The organism is Pseudomonas lundensis (assembly GCF_015377145.2).
GTDB classification, from domain to species: domain Bacteria; phylum Pseudomonadota; class Gammaproteobacteria; order Pseudomonadales; family Pseudomonadaceae; genus Aquipseudomonas; species Aquipseudomonas lundensis.
On sequence record NZ_CP062158.2, the window covers coordinates 4,437,879 to 4,456,632 of the forward strand.

Sequence of the window (18,754 nt, forward strand, 5' to 3'; positions counted from 1 at the left end):
GACGCGGCCGACCCCGACGCAAGAAGGAGCCGACATGCCGCGTTCACTTATCCGCAAGAATCCCAGCGACTTCAAAACCCTGGCTCTGTTTGTCGAGGCCACTGCCGAAGGCTTGAGTTACCAAAGCGTCGGCATGCCGCTCAACTTTGCGCAAACCCTGCAAAAGCGCCGACAGGTCGACGTGGCCGATACCGGGCGCTTCGGGCTGGAGTTGGCGAATCTAGGCGTGTCCGTACGCCTGACGCTGCAATGGCAGGGCCGCGATTACTGGGTATTGGTGCGCCAGCGGCGTCAGGATCGTGGCGATGTGGTGCTCAAACTGATCTCCGGCTACGTCCCGGCCCATGAGGTGAATCTGCCGCTGCACACCGCCATTCAGGAAGTGGCCGAAGAATGCCTGCTGGAAACCCCCGAAGGCTGGCTCGGCGGACGCTTTAACGAGACCTGGCTACCGGCACCCTACATCAGCGCGCTGCATTACCGCGAAGCCCTGCCCTTTCGCCTGACACCCAACTCGGGCGCGGCGCGTCCCGTGCGCTGTGGCAGCCAGCCCCTGCTGGAACGTCCGCGGGCCTACGTGCATTTACCGACGGCATCGCTGCAACTGGTCTATGACTTGCGCCTGGAAGTGCCCAAAGAAGCCAAATCCCTGAGCCTGTTTCATGTGGACGAACGGCTTGAAGGTGATCAACTGGTGGCGCGCCTTGATCGCAAACGGCCTGATTTGTACCTGATCCCGCTGACCGATGGCCAGCCGTGTGCCGAGCTGTACACCCTGAACAAAGACAAATTGCACGCGGCAAGTACCCGTGGCCTGCATCTGGCAGAAAGTTTTGCGGTTCAGGAAGGCTGGGTGGTGCGCGAAGAACGGATTCGCTGGAAGGACTGGCTCAAACAGCAGGGCTTGAGCGAACCGGACAAAGAGTCGAGGCTCAAACGCTTGACCGGCAAGGCCAGGCAAATATTCAGAAAGGTGGTGAAACGCAAAAACACCTCAACCTGACCCTTCTCCCATAAGGGAAGGGTCAGGTTGGGGGCAGGCCCGCACACCTTACTGGCCGCGGATTTTCTCGACGATGGCGGTGGTCGAGCTGTTCTCGACCAGCCCCAGCACTTTCACCGTGCCGCCGTAGGCCGACACAATGTCAGCGCCGACTACCTGATCGATGCCGTAGTCGCCACCTTTGACCAGCACGTCAGGCTTGACCTGAGCCAGCAGGTTTTCCGGAGTGCCTTCAGGGAAGCTGATGACCCAGTCCACCGCGCCCAGCCCGGCCAGTACCGCCATGCGGCGGTCAACGCTATTGATTGGACGGCCCGGGCCTTTGAGACGGCTCACCGAGGCATCATCGTTGACCGCGACGATCAAGCGATCGCCTTGGGCACGGGCCTGTTCCAGATACGTGACATGACCGGCGTGCAGGATGTCGAAGCAGCCATTGGTGAACACGATTTTCTCGTTGTGGGCACGTGCATCGTCAATAGCCAGCAGCAGTTGCTCCAGGCTCAACACACCCCGCTCGGACCCTTCTTCGCGCTGGATGGCGCGACGCAGTTCCGGCGCGCTGATGGCTGCCGTACCGAGTTTGCCCACCACAATGCCAGCAGCCAGATTGGCCAGCGCAACGGCGTGGGGCAGTTCTTCACCCGCGGCGATCGCGGCAGCCAAGGTAGAAATGACCGTGTCGCCTGCACCGGTCACGTCAAACACTTCACGGGCCCGGGCTGGCAAGTGCATGGCCGGGAAGCCCGGACGCAGCAGGGTCATCCCGTGCTCGCCACGGGTTACCAGCAGCGCACCGAGGTCGAGATCGGCCATCAGGCGGGCGCCCTTGGCGACCAGATCGGCCTCATCGGTGCAGCCGCCCACAATGGTTTCGAACTCGCTGAGGTTAGGCGTGATCAGGCTGGCGCCACGGTACACCGAGAAGTCTTTGCCCTTGGGGTCAGCCAGCACCGGAATGCCTTTGGCGCGAGCGGCCTGAATCAGCACTTGATGGTTTTTCAACGCGCCTTTGCCGTAATCCGACAGCACCAGCACCTTGATGCCTTCGAGCAAGTTGTCGACTTCAGCCCCCAAGGCCAGTGCATCCGTGGCGAAGGGTTCTTCAAAGTCGATGCGCAGCAATTGCTGGTGACGGCTCATGACCCGCAGCTTGACGATGGTCGGCTGATGGGCAATACGCTGAAACAGAGCGCGTACGCCTGCACCTTGCAGGCTATTGGCCAGACTGTCGGCGGCTTCATCATCGCCCGTCACGCCCACCAGTGAAGCAGGTGCACCCAATGCAGCGATGTTGAGCGCAACGTTGGCAGCGCCGCCCGGGCGGTCTTCGATTTGCTCGACCTTGACGACCGGTACTGGCGCTTCAGGGGAAATCCGTGAGGTTCCGCCATGCCAATAACGGTCGAGCATGACATCGCCTACCACCAAGACAGGGGCTTGATCGAATCGCGGCATGGACAACTTCATGGAGAACCCACATACAAAATGAACAGGGGCGCGATATTAACACAGGGTGAACGCTGGTCAGTTCACGGTATTTATCGCGGGGAATGAGAATCAGACGAGGCTTACATTACCCGTATCGACCTACACACGGGCAAACGCGGGAGAGGGGCACGCCCGTCTCCCGCGCAGGGTCAGGCGATATCGCCCGAGGTCAGGGGCGCATCCAGTCCCATGGAATGCAGGCGCGCGTAGTAACCGTTTTGCGCCAGCAGTTCAGTATGGGTGCCGCGCTCAACGATCTGGCCCTGATCCATGACCAGAATCAGGTCAGCCTTCTCGATGGTCGAAAGACGGTGCGCGATCACCAACGTGGTGCGCCCTTCCATGACGTGATCGAGTGCCGCCTGAATATGGCGCTCGGACTCGGTGTCCAGGGCCGAGGTCGCTTCATCCAGAATCAGCAGCGGCGCGTTTTTCAACAAGGCCCGCGCGATTGCCAGACGCTGGCGCTGACCACCGGAGAGCAGCACGCCATTTTCACCGACCTGTGTGTCGAGGCCTTGGGGCAGTTGCTCGATGAAGTCCATGGCATAAGCGTCGCGCGCGGCTTTTTCGATATCGGCACGCGGTGCGCCGGCCAGGTCGCCATAGGCAATGTTATTGGCGACCGTGTCACTGAACAGGGTCACGTGCTGAGTCACCTGCGCGATATGACGGCGCAGGTTGAGCAAGCGGTACTGCTCGATTTCGATGCCGTCGAGCAGGATTTCACCCGAGTTGTGATGGTAGAAACGCGGAATCAGGTTGGCCAGCGTCGACTTGCCGCTGCCCGAGCGCCCGACCAGCGCCACCATCTGGCCCGGCTCGGCCGTGAACGTCACGTCCTTGAGCACCTGGCGATCTGTGTCCGGGTAGGTGAAGTTCAGGTGACGGACGTCGAGACGACCGCTGACGTGATCACGCTCCACCGTACCGGTGTCCACTTCCGGTTTTTCGTCCAGTTGCTCGAAGATGCTTTCAGCGCCCGCCACACCCTTCTGGATGGTGGAGCTGACTTCGGACAGTTGGCGAATCGGCTTGGGCAACAGGCCCGCCAGAGTGATGTAGGCAATCATGTCGCCCGCCGAGGCGTCGCCGCGCATGTACAGCACCAGAAACATCAGGATGCCCATGGCCACGTAAATCACCAATTGCAGCATCGGCGTGTAGATGGCCCCGGTACGGGTCATGCGCAGTTGTTTGTCGGTGTTGCTCTGGCTGGCCTTCAGGAAGCGTTGTTGCTCGTACTTCTCGCCGCCGAAGCTGCGCACCACGCGGTAACCCTGGATGGTTTCGGACGCCACGTGCGTCACGTCGCCCATCGCCACCTGAATCTTCTTGCTCTGTTTGCGGAATTTTTTACTGGCCGTGCTGACCATGACCGCGATCAGCGGCAGGATGGCGATCATCACCAGCGTCAGTCGCCAGTTCATCCACAGCAACGACGCAAACAGGAACACCACGGTCATGCCTTCACGGATGACGACCTTGATCGCATCGGTGGCCGCACCGGTGACCATGGTCACGTTGAAGGTGATGCGCGAGATCAAGTGCCCCGAGTTGTGTTTGTCGAAGTACCGGTTAGGCAGCACCAGCAGGTTGTTGAACAACTGGACCCGCAGATCGTGGACCAGGCCCAACGAAACCTTGGCCAGGAAGTAGTTACCCAGGAACGAGCCAAAACCTTGCCACGCCGCGATCAAGACGATCAGCAGCGGGACCGCCTGCAGCAGGCGCAAGTCTCGCAAGTAGGGAACCGAGGGGAACAACACCGCATCCGGATTGGACAGGCCATCCACGAAGTACTTGAGGATGTAGCCCAGCATCGGCTGGGTGGAAGCAAAGATAAGGAAGCCGATGATGCTCAGCAGAAACAGACCGATATAAGGCCGGACATAACTGAGGAGGCGCAGATAGATCTTCAAGCTCGATTCGCTTGAGCTGGGGCTGGATTCGGTCATATCACGCGACAGTTGTGAAAAAAGGTTGCTGACTTTATCACAGCTTCTCTGGTGTACTGCCAGCCGGTTGGGACAAGGTCTCACAGGACGCCTAAAACGACATTAAATGGCCATTACGTTAATATGGTCATCCAAAACCTGGAATGAACCTTTCAGCATGCAATTCAGTTACTTGAGCTACTCAAAACATCGGATGTTCGATTTCATTTGCCTGTGGCTTTTGCCTGTCGGGCTTTTTTTGCTTCTATCTGATTTGTATTTTGTGCCCGACCGCAGCATCCACCACAAACTGTATTACGGTTTGTTCAGTATTCCGACACTGATTGCCCTTCTCTTGCGACCGCGCGAGATGAAAACCTTGCTTCAAGAGCCCTTGATCCTGGGCATGCTCGCGTTTATCGCCTGGGCAATGATCACCCTGATCTGGAGCCCGACCGATAACAGTCCGCTCGGCCTGCTGAAGCCTCCGCTGCATATCCTGATGCTGTTTTTGGGGTGCTCGCTGCTGGTCAAATACCGCAGCGAAAGCCTGCAACCTGTGTTCTTCGGCGCCGCGATCGTTGCGCTGGTGATGACCGTTTACAACTTGTATGTGTTTGCCGGCATCTATTCACCGGAAGCGCGGATGGTGGGCACTGGTGCCTTCGACAACCCGCTCCTCAGTTCCCATGCGTTTGGTTTCTTTTGCATTTACTGGCTGACCCTCGGCATGACCAGCAAGCGCCAAGCCATTGTTCTGGCAGCGGCCCCCGCGTGCCTCATCATGTTTGCCGCGCTGCTGGCCACAGGTTCCAGAACACCGCTGGTCGCGGTGGTGTTGAGCATGATCTGGCTCAGTTTCATTTGCTGGAATCGCCGCTCGCTGGCCTTGATGGGCATGCTCATCGCTGGCGCTGTGGTGGTCTTTGCGCTGTTCTCCGAGATGATTTTCAGCCGTGGCAGTTCGTTTCGCTTTGAATTGTGGGGCATGGCGCTTGAACTGATCGGGCAAAAGCCTTTCTTCGGCCATGGTTATGAAGCTCCACTGGCGCTGGAACTCGAAAACTCCGGCTATTTCCTCAGCGAACCACACAACTTTGCATTGGGCGTTCTTTACTACGTCGGCATTGTTGGCCTTATCCCATGGGCGTTCATGCAACTGTGGGGCCTGTACAACAGCTGGCGCCACCGCGTAAATCCCCTGTTCATTCTGGCTTCCGCCTGGCTGGTGTACGGCATTGGCGCCGCGCTGACAGAAGGCGGGGGCATCCTGCCGCGGCCAAAAGAACACTGGTACCTGCTATGGATTCCCTTGGCACTGATCGCGGCATTAAGCGTGGGCCAGCGGCTCAAGGCCGTTCTCGATCGACCGGTCAAGTGCTTGAACAAAGCCGACTTCAAGGCTCTTGAGACCAATGCCAAAGTGATCGAAGAGGACGGCCTGGGACCAAAAGTCCTTCGACTGGAAAACGGCAATTTCCTGAAACTCTTCCGCGAGCGCCGCTGCTATACCTCCGGCAGTTTCAATCCTTATTCACAGCGTTTTGCCGTCAATAGCGAGCGCCTGCAAGCACTGGGCATTACCGCACCCGCCATTCTGGACCTGTATGTCTTTGCCGACGGCAGCAGCGGCGTGCTGTATCAGCCATTGCCTGGCCAAACGTTGCGACAAGTGATGCAGTCGATGGGCTCCGGCGCGATGCGACAGGCGCTGGTGGAGCGTTTCGGCAAGTTTCTGGCGTTGCTGCACGAACAAGGCGTTTACTTCCGCTCACTGCATCTGGGCAACGTCTTACTGATGGACGACGGTGAGTTTGGCCTGATCGACATTGCCGACCTGCACCTGTACCCGTTGCCCCTGAGGCTTGCTTTACGTCAACGCAACCTGCGCCACATGCAGCGTTACCCCGAAGACCGCCGCTGGCTGTTCGAAGAGCAGCTGCAAGCGTTGCTCGATGGCTATGCCAGCCTTGCCCCGGAAATTGCCGTTGGCCGCTTGAGGCGCCAGATTGAACAGCTGGGCCAGACTGGGAGCACCGTCAGTTGAGCCTGGGGAGCAACAACCCGTTATGGGCCGTGATTGCTTACGCACTGGCGATTACCACTTCAGCGTTGTTGCTCCGCTATTTCCCGCGAATCCGGGGAAGCCTTGAGCATGTCGGCGAAAACCGTTTTTCCAGTGTGGATGGACTGCGCGGGTATTTGGCGTTCGGGGTGTTTATCCATCACAGTGCCATTACCTGGATTTACTTGCACACCGGCGTGTTCAACGTGCCGCAGAACTACTTTTACGCTCAAATCGGGCTGGCCAGTGTCGCGCTGTTCTTCATGATCACCGGGTTCCTGTTCTGGGGACGACTGATCAAACATGGGCGCAACCATGATTGGCTAGCTTTTGCCATCTCGCGCGTATTCCGCCTTTACCCGCTTTATTTACCGCTGCTGCTGGTGGTCATTCTTTGCGTGTTTTACCTGCAAGGCTGGCGTTTCGAGGATGAGCCGCTGGTCGTGGCCAAACAGATCCTGGCCTGGCTGGTATTTGACCGGCCAGACATCAATCAGTACCCACAAACCGGCATGCTGATCTCCAACGTCACCTGGACACTCAGCTACGAAGTGTTCTTCTACATGGCATTGCCGCTGTTCGGGATGGTGTTTCTCTATCGCAAAAACTGGAAACAGGCCGTGCTATGCCTGCTGGGCATTTATGCGCTGTATCAGATTGTCGGCTGGGAACACTCGCTGAAAAAACACATCCTGATGAGTTTCCTTGGCGGCATTGCAGCCGCTTACTGGGTACGCCAGCCTAAATGGGTGGCATGGGGCCAGTCCCGTATCGCCACCTGCATCGCACTTTTGTTGATCATTGTGGTGCTGTTCATGTTCCGCAAAAGCTTCGCGCTTGCACCGCTGGTGCTGTTAACAGGTTTCTTTTGCATCGTGGCTTCGGGCAATACCTTGTTCGGTGCCTTGAAATTGCGCAGCATTCGCTGGATGGGGGAAATCAGCTACAGCACATATCTGTTGCATGGGCTGATGATCTGGCTATTGATGAACCGTCTGCCGCTGGTGATGCTGTGGGATATCAAACAACCGCTGATCTTTCTTGCACTGGGTGCAGTGGGTAGCGTGTTGCTGATTGTTGTCAGCAGCCTGACGTTCTCATTCATCGAGAAGCCAGGCATGCAAGCAGGCAAGAACGTCACACACAGGTTGCGCAAGCGCCTTGCTTTCAAATCAACCGCGTCTTTGAAGGACGAAGCCTGACCTTTAGCTCTTTTCCAACGGCGAAAAATACAACCGCCCCAGACCGCGCCAGGTTTTGCCGGTCCAGTGCTTGAACGGGATCTGCTTGAGCAGTTCTCGGGCCAGCGCCCGGTCACGGTTGGCTGTTTTGAGGAACATGGAGTTGAGAAACTTGTACCGCACCTCGTCGTAGAGCGGGTGATCGCTGAACAGGGCGTAGATGCGCAAAATGCTGTCGATCATGAACCGGTGATTTTTGTACGAGTTGGTCGCGTGCTTGCGGTATTGCGCCATCACCACGTTCAGGCCGTCGATAAAGTACCCGGCGTGGGTGATTTTCAACTCGATGTACAAATCTTCCAGACGAATGCTCGGGTCAAACCCTCCCACCTTGTCCAGCGCTTCGCGGCGAATCATCAGCGTGGTCGCCGGCGGGTAAGGCTTGCGCTCCAGAAACATGTCATCAAAGTCCAGACGACGGAACGGCACATCACGGCGCTGGCGTTTCTCGGGATATAAATTGCCCTGGGCATCGATCAGTTCAATGTTGCCCGCGCAAATACCGACTTCGGGTTTGCCGTCCATGTATTCCACCTGAACCGCAATGCGGTCGGGTTTCATGATGTCGTCGGAGCCGAACGGTACGATCAACGAACCCTTGGCCCGCGCGATAGCGCCGTTGAGGGTGTTGGTCAGGCCCTGATTCTGCTGCACGCGAAAATCAAACCCATGGGCTGCCTGCAAGCGCTGGATGCGCGCCACGCTGTCGTCGGTCGAGCCATCGTCGACCACCAGCAATTCAATGTTCGGATACGTCTGATCCAGAACGCTCTGAATGCTTTGTTCGATGTAAGGGGCGTGGTTGTACGAGGCGATGATCACCGTCACCAACGGTTGAGCGTGTGTCATGAGCGTTCCTTGCGAGCCTGACTCAAGCCTGAGTCGATCAAATCTAAATACGCCTGGCGGAACACCTCGATGTCATGGTGCTCCTGCAAATAGCGGTAAGCCTGTTCGCCCTTGGCGCGCAGGGCTTCGTCCGGCAGCGCCAGGTAGTCATCGAGCGCGGCGGTCAGGGTGGCGACATCGCTGGGTTTGACGGCCAGCCCGCCAGCGCCCTGAATCAACGGCAACATGGCCGGCACTTCGGTAGCAATCACCGGCAGGTGGCCGCTCATGCCTTCCAACAATGCCAGCCCCAGCCCCTCGGCCAGTGACGGCATGGTCCAGATGTCGAAAGCGCGCACGTACTGCAAGGCGTTTTCCTGAAAGCCCAACAAGTGCGCCCGGCCATTGAGGCCCAACTGCTGGATTTGCTCGCGCAAGCGCGACTCTTCTCGCCCGGCGCCAATGATCGCCAGTTGCGCGTTCGGGTATTTGTCTTTCAACGCGGCAAAAGCCTGCAACAAGAAGCGGTGCCCCTTGATAGGCACCAGTCGTCCCAAGGCCCCCACCATGCGTGCATCTTGATCCAGCCCGAGCTTTTCGCGTGCCTGAACGCGCGGCAATTGCAGGGCTTCGGCCTGCTCAATGTCGATGGCATTGGTGATCGCGTAGGTATTTTCGTCAGTAAAGCCGCATTTGCAGTCCAGCAAGTACTGCTTGACCGCAGGCGATACGCCAACAAAACGCCACGCCTTGTCGATCAGGCGCTTGGCCTGGCTGCGGCGATAGACGCGATCGTACTCACCAAAACCGTGGGAAATCCCCACGCACAGCGGAATTTTCAGCCAGCGATTAAGCTGCAACATCATGTTGACCGGCTTGAACCGGTTGCAGATCACCACGTCGAATTGCTCTTTGCGGCAGAACTTGTACAACGCCCACATCGCGCGGATGCGCATGCCTTTGAGCGCCTTGTCGCTGAACTCGAAGTAAACGGAATGATCCGCTTTGCTCACCGGCTCGCCCGGACCGGGGCGCCCGCGCAAAAACGCGGCGGTGATCTCGTAACGCTCACGGGGCAGCGCACGCACGATTTGCTCGGCTAGGTCGGCAAAGTCGTGGGATTTGACGTTGTAATCAGGCTGCAACTGCAAAACCTTGGAACGTTTCATAGCTCTCCCCGGTGGAATCCGGTGGCATCAATAATCCAGGCGGGCTCTGCGGCCAGACGCTGGACAGTGACGGGATCGGGTATGGGCAAGGCCGCCCATTCATTGCGCTTCCAGCAGACGAAGTGAAAGTACGGAAAGGTGTGGTCACCGTCACGATCATTCGTTAATTGGCCGTTCTTCCAGAACCATTGGCCCGGGAAATTTTCTGTGCCGTCGTGCCATTTGATGCAGCCACCCGGCGTACTGAAGGCCTCGGTGAAATCGCTGGTACGTCGCAACGGGTTGAACTTGCCCACAAGATCAAACAAGGGCTTCGGAAAATTCTTGCGCCACAAGAAGATGCGGCTGAATGCGCCTTCATCCAGCGCATGATGCTGATCATCGGTAAAACGCTGCTGCCAGTTTTCGATTTTCATGAACAGCTCGCGCTTGCAGCGCGTATTGCGCATCAGGCACAGATGGCCAGCCACGCGGCGCTCGTGGGTCGAGAACAGGTCATAGCGCGACAGACGCTCAGCCGTGAAGTAGCTGCGCAAGTTGCCGTACACCAAGTCAATGTCGCCAAACGCCCAGAAATCGTAACCCTGCAGGCGGTCTTCATGGATGTAACCCAGCGCGGGCTTGATGTCACACAACTTATAAGCAGCTTTGGGCGCGAAGTGGATATTCAGACGCTCAGACACCGTGCGGCAATAATCGCCAAAGCTGATGCTCTGGATTGTTACGTTGGGTGGCAGGTTGTCAGGCACGCCGCAGTCGCTGAACAGCAGCCAGTCAATGTCTGGGTTGCGCCGGCAACTTTCCAGGAAAAAAGGCATCCAGAACGGCCACTGGCCGAAGTATGGAATGACAAACACAATACGCGGCGATGGTTTTATCACGGGGAACTCAATGTAAAGGTCGAGATAGAGGGCAATGCTATGCCCCTGATTACGGTTATTCTTATTATTTGAGCCGCCAAAACAACTCATGGCGGCGAACCGCTTTACGGAAAAACTCGTTTTCACCCCAAGGCGATGGCTTTCGGCCAGCCAAGAGTGTCTGTATCGACCGCCGCACCCGGCGCTTGAGCGCTGCACGCGGTTGCAGGTCATGCATCATGCCCAACGCCATGGCCTTGTCACGCTGCTGCTCTGAACTCAACAACAGGCAGCAAGGCCGCAACGTGAGTGCGGTGTCGAACACCGGTGGCAACGCGATGCCATCACCGCTGTTGCCCATTGGCCAGCGGTCATTGTCATGCAAATGGTTGGCGTAGCCCAAAATCGTCTGCGGCTGCCACTCCAGCCCTTCAAGCGCCTCAATGACCGCTGCATGTGCGCAGACATGGTCGGGGTGTGGATCGATGGCGGGATGCGGCAATACCAACACATCAGGCCGGGCTCGCAAGATCAATGCGCGAACATCAGCCAACAGGTTGTTCCAGGTCGGCGCACCGTCCAGGTCACCCGGCAATTCGAACGCGTTCAACTGGCGAAACAGCCGAGTATCGGTCAGGTCGGCTTCGCGTGAAGGCACAGGCTGGTCGGGCGCTGCCTGCATCGCGGGCAGTTGCAGGCAGAAGTAACCCAGTTGCGCGCATTGCGCTTCGGGCACCCCGGCCCAGCGCGGCACAGCCAAACTGTCCCAGGCGCGCAGACGGCCCTTGAGCCGAGCCGCTTCAGCGCGTCCAAGGCCCATCTGCTGATAGTGCTCGGCCTCGATTTCGCCCGCTGTCAGGGTCACGATCCACGCCTCGTTGGCCTGACTGTACAAACCGAACGCCGCCAACTCGGCATCATCGGCGTGAGGTGCAATCACCATCACACGCTGCTCGCGGTAATCAGGCTGGCGCATGACCCACAGTTGAGGCGGGCCCATGACCCGGCAATAACGTCCACGAACGTTCAACTCACCTGCGATCAACGCGTCGGCATTGCCCGTGAGGTTCACATAGCGCAGGCCATTGACGCCCCGTTCAAAGGTTTGGCGGTCGTCGGAAAACACGACAAACGGGTCGATAAAACGTCCCAGCCAGCTGCTTTTGACCTTGAGCGCGAGGATCAGGGTTTCGTTGCCGCACAGGTCAATGGGCGCGTCCAGTACCAGGCGACTGCCTTCAAGGCGAACAGCCGGGCACTCGCTATCAGGTGCAAAACGGTACTGATAGTCGTCTTGAGGCGCGTAAAACAGGTGGTCGGCAAACCACGCTTCGTGGGCGATCCAGCCCAGGACGGCCAGTACTAACGGCAGCCACCAGGCCACCAGCACACCGCAGGCAATCAGTATCACCAGGCCGATCAGCAAACTGATGCGCTTGTTGCGTCGATGGCGCTTTAGGAGTTGTTGCTTGCGAGTCATGACTGGGCTCTTGTTTGCTGGCGGTTTGCCTTTAGACGCGCGCTGACCCCGTGATGGCGTTAACCCGGTAGCTCACACTCCGCACCGGTTGCATCGCGAGACGCGCGCTTGCGCGTCCATTCACACCTTGAAGACAGGCACCGGGTTGCACCAGCGCTCTTTGTATTCGCGGTCGGCGCGGCCGAACGAGAACCGCAGAGGCTTGTCGACGCTACGGGCCTGTTCCCAGGCCGACTGGGTATTGAGAAAACTCAGCACACTGCCGGGACTGAACGCACGGGTTTCGGGGTCGACGCCGCCATTGACGTATTCGACGCTGATCCATTGCGGCGATTCAACCCGATACACCAGCTGGATTGCAATCGGGGCATCGTTGAGGAAAATCACCGATCCCATCAAAAACTCGCGCAGCAGCTCAATCACCTCAGCCATACGCTCGGCCCCGGTGGCGACAAACCCCCAACGACGCAGAAACAAATCGCAATAGATTGCCGACAGCTCGACACTGGAAAACGTCGAAACCGGGCGTATCACGCCGCCCGCTTCTTCCAGCAAACGCAGTTCGCGACGCTGGTTATAACGGAATTTCTTTGACAGCTCTTCCGGCGTGCGCGCCATGGCCAACTGTTCGGTTTGCGGCTGCAAGGTGCTGAAACGCCCCTCATTGAGCTGCGACAAGTAGCGCCCACGATGGCGCAACGGCGCGTGTGCGTCTGCGGCGGCAGGCAGGATCAACTCGGCATTGCCCAGATCGAAGAGGCCTTTTTTGCCGTGACGCTTGAGCACATCTTTGGATAACGCCAGATCGCGTCCCCAGGTCGGGATGGCAGCTTTCAGCTCGCCGTTGTGCTCCCAGGCCAGGTAACGCACCGGGATGCCGGCCAGGTTGGCGAGACGTTCCACCACCTGTGGGTGTGTCGCGACGCTGCCACCAAAACGCTGCCAGGCAGCGGCATAGGTGTGCGCGTCAACTGCGCGCCAGCCGCGCTCGCGCCAGCCTTGAAATCGATTAAGCATCAGGACTCCGCAGTCAGGTCGGTGACGTGCGGCAACTGCCAGAAGGTGTCGCGCACGGCCTGATCGCAGAAGCGTTCGTGCAGGCGCGCCAGCATCAGTTCACCGCACGCTTGACGCTGAGCGTCATCGAGTTGCGCCAAATGCTGTAAACCTTGAGCCAGATGATCGGCGTCGCCCAGCGGGAACAGGATCCCCACGCCCTCGACCACTTCCTTGGCCCCACCGCACGCCGTGGCCAGCAGGGGAACACCCGCCGCCATGGCCTCAAGCAGCACCATGCCAAAAGGCTCGTGGTCCGAACTCAGCGCAAACACATCGAAGGCACGGAAAAAGCGCCGGGCGTCAGGCACCTGCCCCAGGAAATTCACCTGAGCGGCGATCCCGAGCGCTTTGGCCAGTTCTTTGAGGTCCTGTTCCAGACGGCCCTTGCCCATGATCACCAACTGACTGCCAGCAGGCAGTTGCGGCAATGCCTTGGCAAACCCCTGAATCAGCGTGGCCTGGTCCTTGTCGGGATGCAGGCGGCCGACGTTGCCCACGATGAAGGCTTCAGCGGGCAGGCCAAGGTCGGCGCGAGCTTCGGCACGTGGCAACTGACTGGCTTGTACCGCCTGAATGTCGATACGGTTGTAGAGCGTACGAATACGCCCGGTCGGCCACTTGGGCAAGCACGCGCGCATGTCATCGCGCACTGCATCCGAGACGCCCACCAGGCTCAGGCGCTTACGGAACAGGTGCGCAAACAGCTTGCGACTGCGACGCTGGTAGTCGCCAAACGCGTGATGCACGCCGATCACCGGCAAGTCAGTGGCCAACAAAGCGATGTAAATCGGCTTGAACCGATGGGCGATGCAAAAACTGAACGAACGCGAGGCGGCAATTTTGCGCATCTCGCGAATGGCCCTAAGCTTCAGGCCACGAATGGCGCTGGAGCTGAATTCCATGAACAGCACTTCGTCCGACCCACAGCCCGCCGCCACCTCGGGGTCGGCCGCCCCGGTCAGAAAGACCGTGGTGACCTTGTACCCGGTGCCCGCAAACAGGCTGGCGTATTGACGGGCGCAGTCCAGAAACGGCCCGTCATAGCCGTGGCAGAACTGCAACACATGACGCTCAGTCGAGCGAGTCATAAGCGTCCGCGCCGTCTTTGACTACCAGAATGTCTTCCATGATCAGGTACTGCAGATCCGAGCCGAAGAACATGTTCAGTGCGTCGGTCGGTGAGCAAACCATCGGCTCGCCACGGCGGTTGAGCGAGGTGTTCAGCGAGACGCCATTACCGGTCAGCACTTCAAGGGCTTTCATCATGTCGTAGTAGCGCGGGTTGTATTCACGCTTGAGCACCTGAGCGCGCGAAGTACCGTCTTCGTGTACAACTTCAGGCACACGGGTTTTCCATTCTTCCGCCACTTCAAAGGTGAAGGTCATGAACGGTGCCGGGTGATCGACCTTGATCATCTGCGGGGCCACGGTGTCGAGCATCGACGGGCAGAAAGGCCTCCAGCGCTCGCGGAACTTGATTTGCTCGTTGATGCGGTCAGCCACGCCTGCGCTGCTCGGGCATCCGATGATTGAACGGCCGCCCAATGCGCGCGGGCCAAACTCCATACGACCCTGGAACCAGGCCACCGGATTGCCATCGACCATGATTTTGGCGATGTTTTCAGGCGTGTTGTTGATCTTGCGGTACGCCGGCTTGCCAGGGTGACGGGCACACGCGGCAATCACGTCTTCGTTGCTGTACGCAGGGCCGAGGTAGACGTGCTCCATCTTCTCGACCGGCACGCCACGGGCTTCGGACACGTAGGCTGCCGCGCCCACGGCCGTGCCTGCGTCACCGGAGGCAGGCTGCACGAACAGCTCCTTGACGTCAGGACGGGCGATGATCTTCTGGTTCAGCTTCACGTTCAGCGCGCAGCCACCGGCGAAGGCCAGCTTGCCGGTTTCCTTGAGGATGTCACCCAAGTAGTAGTCGATCATCTGCAGAGACAGTTTTTCGAACAGCGCCTGCATGCTGGCCGCGTAGTGGATGTAAGGTTCATCGGCGATATCGCCTTCACGCTTGGGCCCCAGCCACTCGATCAGTTTTGGCGAGAAGTAGAACCCCTTGCCTTTCTCTTTGTAACGACGCAGGCCGATCACGTTGGCGTATTCGGTGTTAATCACCAGCTCGCCGTTCTCGAACGAGGCCAGACGCGAGAAATCATATTTGCTGGCATCGCCGTACGGCGCCATGCCCATGACCTTGAACTCGCCGTCGAGCATCTCGAAACCCAGGAACTCGGTGATCGCGCCATACAGGCCACCGAGGGAGTCCGGGTCGTAGAATTCCTTGATCTTGGTGATCTTGCCGTTTTCGCCATAGCCGAAGAAGGTGGTGGCGTACTCACCCTTGCCGTCGATGCCGAGGATCGCGGTTTTCTCTTTGAAACCCGAGCAGTGGTAAGCACTGGAGGCGTGCGCCAAGTGGTGTTCAACCGGTTCGATCTTGATTTTTTTCGGATCGAAACCCAGCTGCTCAAGGCACCAGACAATCTTGTTGCGATAGCGCTTGTAGCGACGATTGCCCATCAGGATGGCGTCGAGCGCGCGATCCGGGGCGTACCAGTAACGCTTGGCATAGTGCCAGCGCGCCTCACCGAACAAGCTGATCGGTGCGAAAGGGATCGCGACCACATCAACGTCAGAAGGCTTGATACCCGCCTGTTCAAGGCAGAACTTCGCGGACTCGTAAGGCATGCGGTGCTTTGCATGCTTGTCGCGGACAAAACGCTCTTCTTCGGCCGCTGCTACCAGCTTGCCGTCGATATAGAGGGCCGCTGAGGGGTCATGGCTCAGGGCGCCGGACAGGCCAAGAATCGTCAATGCCACAGGTTGTGCCTCTTTTGAATGCAGGCAGGCGGCGGGCGCCTGAAAAAAATGAAGTGCTTCCTACACAGCAGGAAACAACTAAAGGGCGGGATTATAGCGTAAAGAGTGCCGCAATGACCCAGCGCTATTTGCCGCGCCCTGGCGCCCTGACCGTCTACTTCAATAGCAGGCTGCCATCGCGGTTCTGCAGAAAAATCGTGTAGGGCAGCACCACCGAGTCGACGACCGCGCTGGCCAGCACGTCAAAAAAGAAAATCGGCACAAACCCTTCGGGCACGCCACTGACGGTATTGGGCGTGGCATTCATCACACACAGGTCGAACGCCACACCGCTATACACACGCGGCACCGACTCACAATATGTGCGCTGTTTTTTCAGGTCCCGGACCACGCTCGCATCGCTGCCGATCAGGGTTTTGGCGGTTCCGCAGCCGATTAACAGGCACGGCAAGACACACAACAACGCACGTTTGCAGGTCATCCGATTGACTCCAGAAGGACTGGGCAACCTAGCACCCGACTTACTTGATTTGCAGGTCATGGCTTCTGAAGTCCTCGTATGAACGCTCTTACGCCCGCTAAACTGCACCCCCTCTGCTAGCCTGAAACCCGTCGCCCTGACGGGTCGCGTCACACGGAACCCCGATACCCCCCATGAAATTTTTTGTACCCGCCCGTTTTGCCCTTTTGCTGCCGGGCCTGTGCCTCGCCCCCTTCAGCGTTGCTGACACACTGGAACTCGACCCCAGTGTCATCACGGGTTCGCGCAGCGCCAGCCCCAGTTTTGACCTGCCCTACTCGGTAGACAGCATCAATCAGCAGCACATCAGTGATGGCCAATTGGGTATCAACGCGTCGGAAGTGCTGTCCCGCGTTCCAGGCCTGGTGGTGCAAAACCGGCAGAACTACGCGCAGGACCTACAGATCTCGTCCCGTGGCTTTGGTGCCCGCTCCGCGTTTGGCGTGCGCGGCATCAAACTGATTGCGGACGGCATCCCCGCCAGCACACCGGACGGCCAGGGCCAGGCCGCGACCTTTAATCTCGACACCGCCGAGCGCATTGAAGTCTTGCGCGGCCCGGCAGCCACGCTTTACGGCAGTAATGCTGGCGGGGTCATTCAGATGTTCTCCAGAGACGGCGAAGGGCCGCCTCGTATTGGCGCCGAAACCCTCGTCGGCAGCGACGGCCTGAGCAAAAACCATCTCACGGCCGAAGGCGCTGCCGATGGCGTTGGTTTTGTGCTCGATGCTTCGCGCATGGACACCGACGGCTACCGCGACCACAGCGCTGCCCGCCGCGATCAGACCTTTGCCAAGCTCAACCTCAAACCTGACGAAGACAGCAAACTGGCGCTGATCTACAGCAGCCTTGAGCAAAACGGCACGCAAGACCCGCTGGGGCAAAGCTGGGACGCCTACAAGGCCGATCCGCGCTCAGTCACGCCCAACGCACTCACGTACAACACGCGCAAAAGCATCGATCATCAGCAACTGGGCATGAACTACGAGCGCTACTTTGGCGACGCGACCTTGCAGGTCAATGCGTACACCGGTACGCGCAGCGTGATTCAGTATTTGGCGATTCCAAAAACGGTAGGTAACCCTCCAAAACCAAACCCGGCAAATGAACAAGGGGGCGGCGTTGTCCAGTTCGACCGTAAATTTTATGGCGGCAGCTTGCGCTGGCTGCAACCGGTGTACAGCGTTCCGGGGGATCTGACCTTGATTGCAGGGCTCGATTACGACCAAAGCCAGGACAGTCGCCATGGTTATAACAACTACCTCGGCAACCAACTTGGGGTTAAAGGCGCACTGGTTCGCGACGAAGTCGACACCGCCCGCAGCCTCGATCCGTACGTGCAGGCCAATTGGGCCATCGACAATTGGACCGTTCAAGCCGGGCTGCGCTACAGCACCATGGAAATGGATGTACATGATCAATTTATAACCGCTACCAACGGCGATGACAGCGGCAACAAACGTTATGAAAAAGCCACGCCGTCGATGAGCGTGATGTATGCCTTCACGCCTGAACTGCATGGCTATGTCAGCGCGGGCAAAGGTTTTGAAACCCCGACTCAGGCGGAAATGGCTTACACGGTCGGTAACAAAGGCTTCAACTTTGGGCTTAAGCCTTCTGAAAGCACGCAGTACGAAATGGGTCTTAAGGCGCAGCTCAGCAATACCCGCCTTAACGCCGCTATTTTCCAGATCACAACTGAAGATGAAATTTCTGTTCTACAGAATGACCAAGGCCGAGCTATTTACCAAAACGCTGGCCGCACCCTGCGCCGCGGTTTTGAGCTGGGCGTCGAAAGCCAGCTCAGCGAGCATTGGACCACCACCCTTGCCTACACCCGCCTTCAGGCAACTTACGACAGCGACTTCGCCAGTACCAAAGGCCCGGTGGACAAAGGCAACTACTTGCCCGGCGTGCCTCAAACCACGCTGTTTGCCGAAGTGAACTGGAAGCCGACCGACTGGGTCAGCACCGCCGTCGAAGGCATGTACCGCAGTAAGGTGTACGTCGAAGACACCAACAGCAAAAAGGCGGCACCGGCTTACAGTGTGTTCAACTGGCGGGCGCAGTTTGAGCAGAAGATCGAGCACTGGACCTTCCACCAGACCCTGCGCCTGGACAACCTGCTGGACCGCCAATACGTGGGCTCGGTGATTGTGGCCGACGGCAACGACCGTTTTTACGAAGCAGCCCCCGGCCGCTCGTGGTACGCGGGAGCTGGCGCGCAGTACAGCTTTTAAGGCGTGTAAAGCGAGAGAACGCCACCGGCAGT

The 18,754-nt window shown here is 58.5% G+C and carries 14 protein-coding genes; 4 read left to right on the forward strand and 10 right to left on the reverse strand.

What is annotated here, in order from left to right; translation table 11 throughout:
• Window positions 1–34 precede the first annotated feature (34 nt).
• On the forward strand, window positions 35–1,003 hold the full coding sequence (locus IF654_RS20770; RefSeq protein WP_047275043.1) for a hypothetical protein: 969 nt from the start codon (window positions 35–37) through the stop codon (window positions 1,001–1,003).
• Window positions 1,004–1,051: 48 nt separating this feature from the next.
• On the opposite strand, the gene hldE is transcribed toward IF654_RS20770, so the two are convergent.
• Together hldE and msbA are read right to left on the reverse strand one after the other, a co-directional pair.
• Window positions 1,052–2,473, reverse strand: coding sequence for a bifunctional D-glycero-beta-D-manno-heptose-7-phosphate kinase/D-glycero-beta-D-manno-heptose 1-phosphate adenylyltransferase HldE (gene hldE / locus IF654_RS20775; RefSeq protein WP_047275041.1), 1,422 nt, complete (start codon window positions 2,471–2,473; stop codon window positions 1,052–1,054).
• Between the two features lie 170 nt (window positions 2,474–2,643).
• Complete coding sequence (gene msbA, locus IF654_RS20780; protein ID WP_047273086.1) at window positions 2,644–4,452, reverse strand: lipid A export permease/ATP-binding protein MsbA; 1,809 nt, start codon at window positions 4,450–4,452, stop codon at window positions 2,644–2,646.
• A 157-nt stretch (window positions 4,453–4,609) separates the two neighbouring features.
• Between msbA and IF654_RS20785 the strand changes: the two genes are divergently transcribed.
• Both IF654_RS20785 and IF654_RS20790 read left to right on the forward strand, forming a co-directional pair.
• Entirely contained in the window at window positions 4,610–6,478 is a 1,869-nt protein-coding gene (locus IF654_RS20785; protein ID WP_169835833.1) for a bifunctional O-antigen ligase/aminoglycoside phosphotransferase family protein, read from the forward strand.
• A gap of 2 nt (window positions 6,479–6,480) precedes the next feature.
• Window positions 6,481–7,698, forward strand: a complete 1,218-nt coding sequence (locus tag IF654_RS20790; RefSeq protein WP_194862889.1) for an acyltransferase family protein — start codon at window positions 6,481–6,483, stop codon at window positions 7,696–7,698.
• Window positions 7,699–7,701: 3 nt separating this feature from the next.
• Here IF654_RS20790 and IF654_RS20795 read toward each other — a convergent pair whose 3' ends face one another.
• The 8 genes from IF654_RS20795 to IF654_RS20830 all read right to left on the reverse strand — a co-directional run bounded on the left by IF654_RS20795 (window position 7,702) and on the right by IF654_RS20830 (window position 16,443).
• Window positions 7,702–8,586: a glycosyltransferase gene (locus tag IF654_RS20795; RefSeq protein WP_047273082.1), complete on the reverse strand. Its 885-nt coding sequence runs from the start codon at window positions 8,584–8,586 to the stop codon at window positions 7,702–7,704.
• Complete coding sequence (locus IF654_RS20800) at window positions 8,583–9,734, reverse strand: glycosyltransferase (RefSeq protein ID WP_047273081.1); 1,152 nt, start codon at window positions 9,732–9,734, stop codon at window positions 8,583–8,585. Before IF654_RS20800 ends, IF654_RS20795 begins: the two co-directional genes overlap by 4 nt.
• On the reverse strand, window positions 9,731–10,615 hold the full coding sequence (locus IF654_RS20805) for a DUF6625 family protein (protein WP_169835832.1): 885 nt from the start codon (window positions 10,613–10,615) through the stop codon (window positions 9,731–9,733). Before IF654_RS20805 ends, IF654_RS20800 begins: the two co-directional genes overlap by 4 nt.
• A gap of 64 nt (window positions 10,616–10,679) precedes the next feature.
• On the reverse strand, window positions 10,680–12,074 hold the full coding sequence (locus IF654_RS20810; protein ID WP_047281986.1) for a PIG-L deacetylase family protein: 1,395 nt from the start codon (window positions 12,072–12,074) through the stop codon (window positions 10,680–10,682).
• A 120-nt stretch (window positions 12,075–12,194) separates the two neighbouring features.
• The gene (locus tag IF654_RS20815) at window positions 12,195–13,091 is read right to left on the reverse strand and encodes an antimicrobial resistance protein Mig-14 (protein WP_047273079.1); all 897 of its coding nucleotides are present in this window, start codon (window positions 13,089–13,091) and stop codon (window positions 12,195–12,197) included.
• Window positions 13,091–14,221 carry a glycosyltransferase gene (locus IF654_RS20820; RefSeq protein WP_047281985.1) on the reverse strand — a complete coding sequence of 377 codons (1,131 nt, stop codon included), beginning with the start codon at window positions 14,219–14,221 and terminating at the stop codon, window positions 13,091–13,093. The genes IF654_RS20815 and IF654_RS20820 overlap by 1 nt, the downstream gene beginning before the upstream one ends.
• Window positions 14,205–15,962: a carbamoyltransferase family protein gene (locus IF654_RS20825; protein WP_047273077.1), complete on the reverse strand. Its 1,758-nt coding sequence runs from the start codon at window positions 15,960–15,962 to the stop codon at window positions 14,205–14,207. Before IF654_RS20825 ends, IF654_RS20820 begins: the two co-directional genes overlap by 17 nt.
• A gap of 154 nt (window positions 15,963–16,116) precedes the next feature.
• Window positions 16,117–16,443 carry a YceK/YidQ family lipoprotein gene (locus IF654_RS20830; RefSeq protein WP_047273076.1) on the reverse strand — a complete coding sequence of 109 codons (327 nt, stop codon included), beginning with the start codon at window positions 16,441–16,443 and terminating at the stop codon, window positions 16,117–16,119.
• Window positions 16,444–16,616: 173 nt separating this feature from the next.
• Here IF654_RS20830 and IF654_RS20835 point away from each other — a divergent pair, with 173 nt between their 5' ends.
• Complete coding sequence (locus IF654_RS20835) at window positions 16,617–18,722, forward strand: TonB-dependent receptor family protein (RefSeq protein WP_083332961.1); 2,106 nt, start codon at window positions 16,617–16,619, stop codon at window positions 18,720–18,722.
• Window positions 18,723–18,754: the final 32 nt, after the last annotated feature.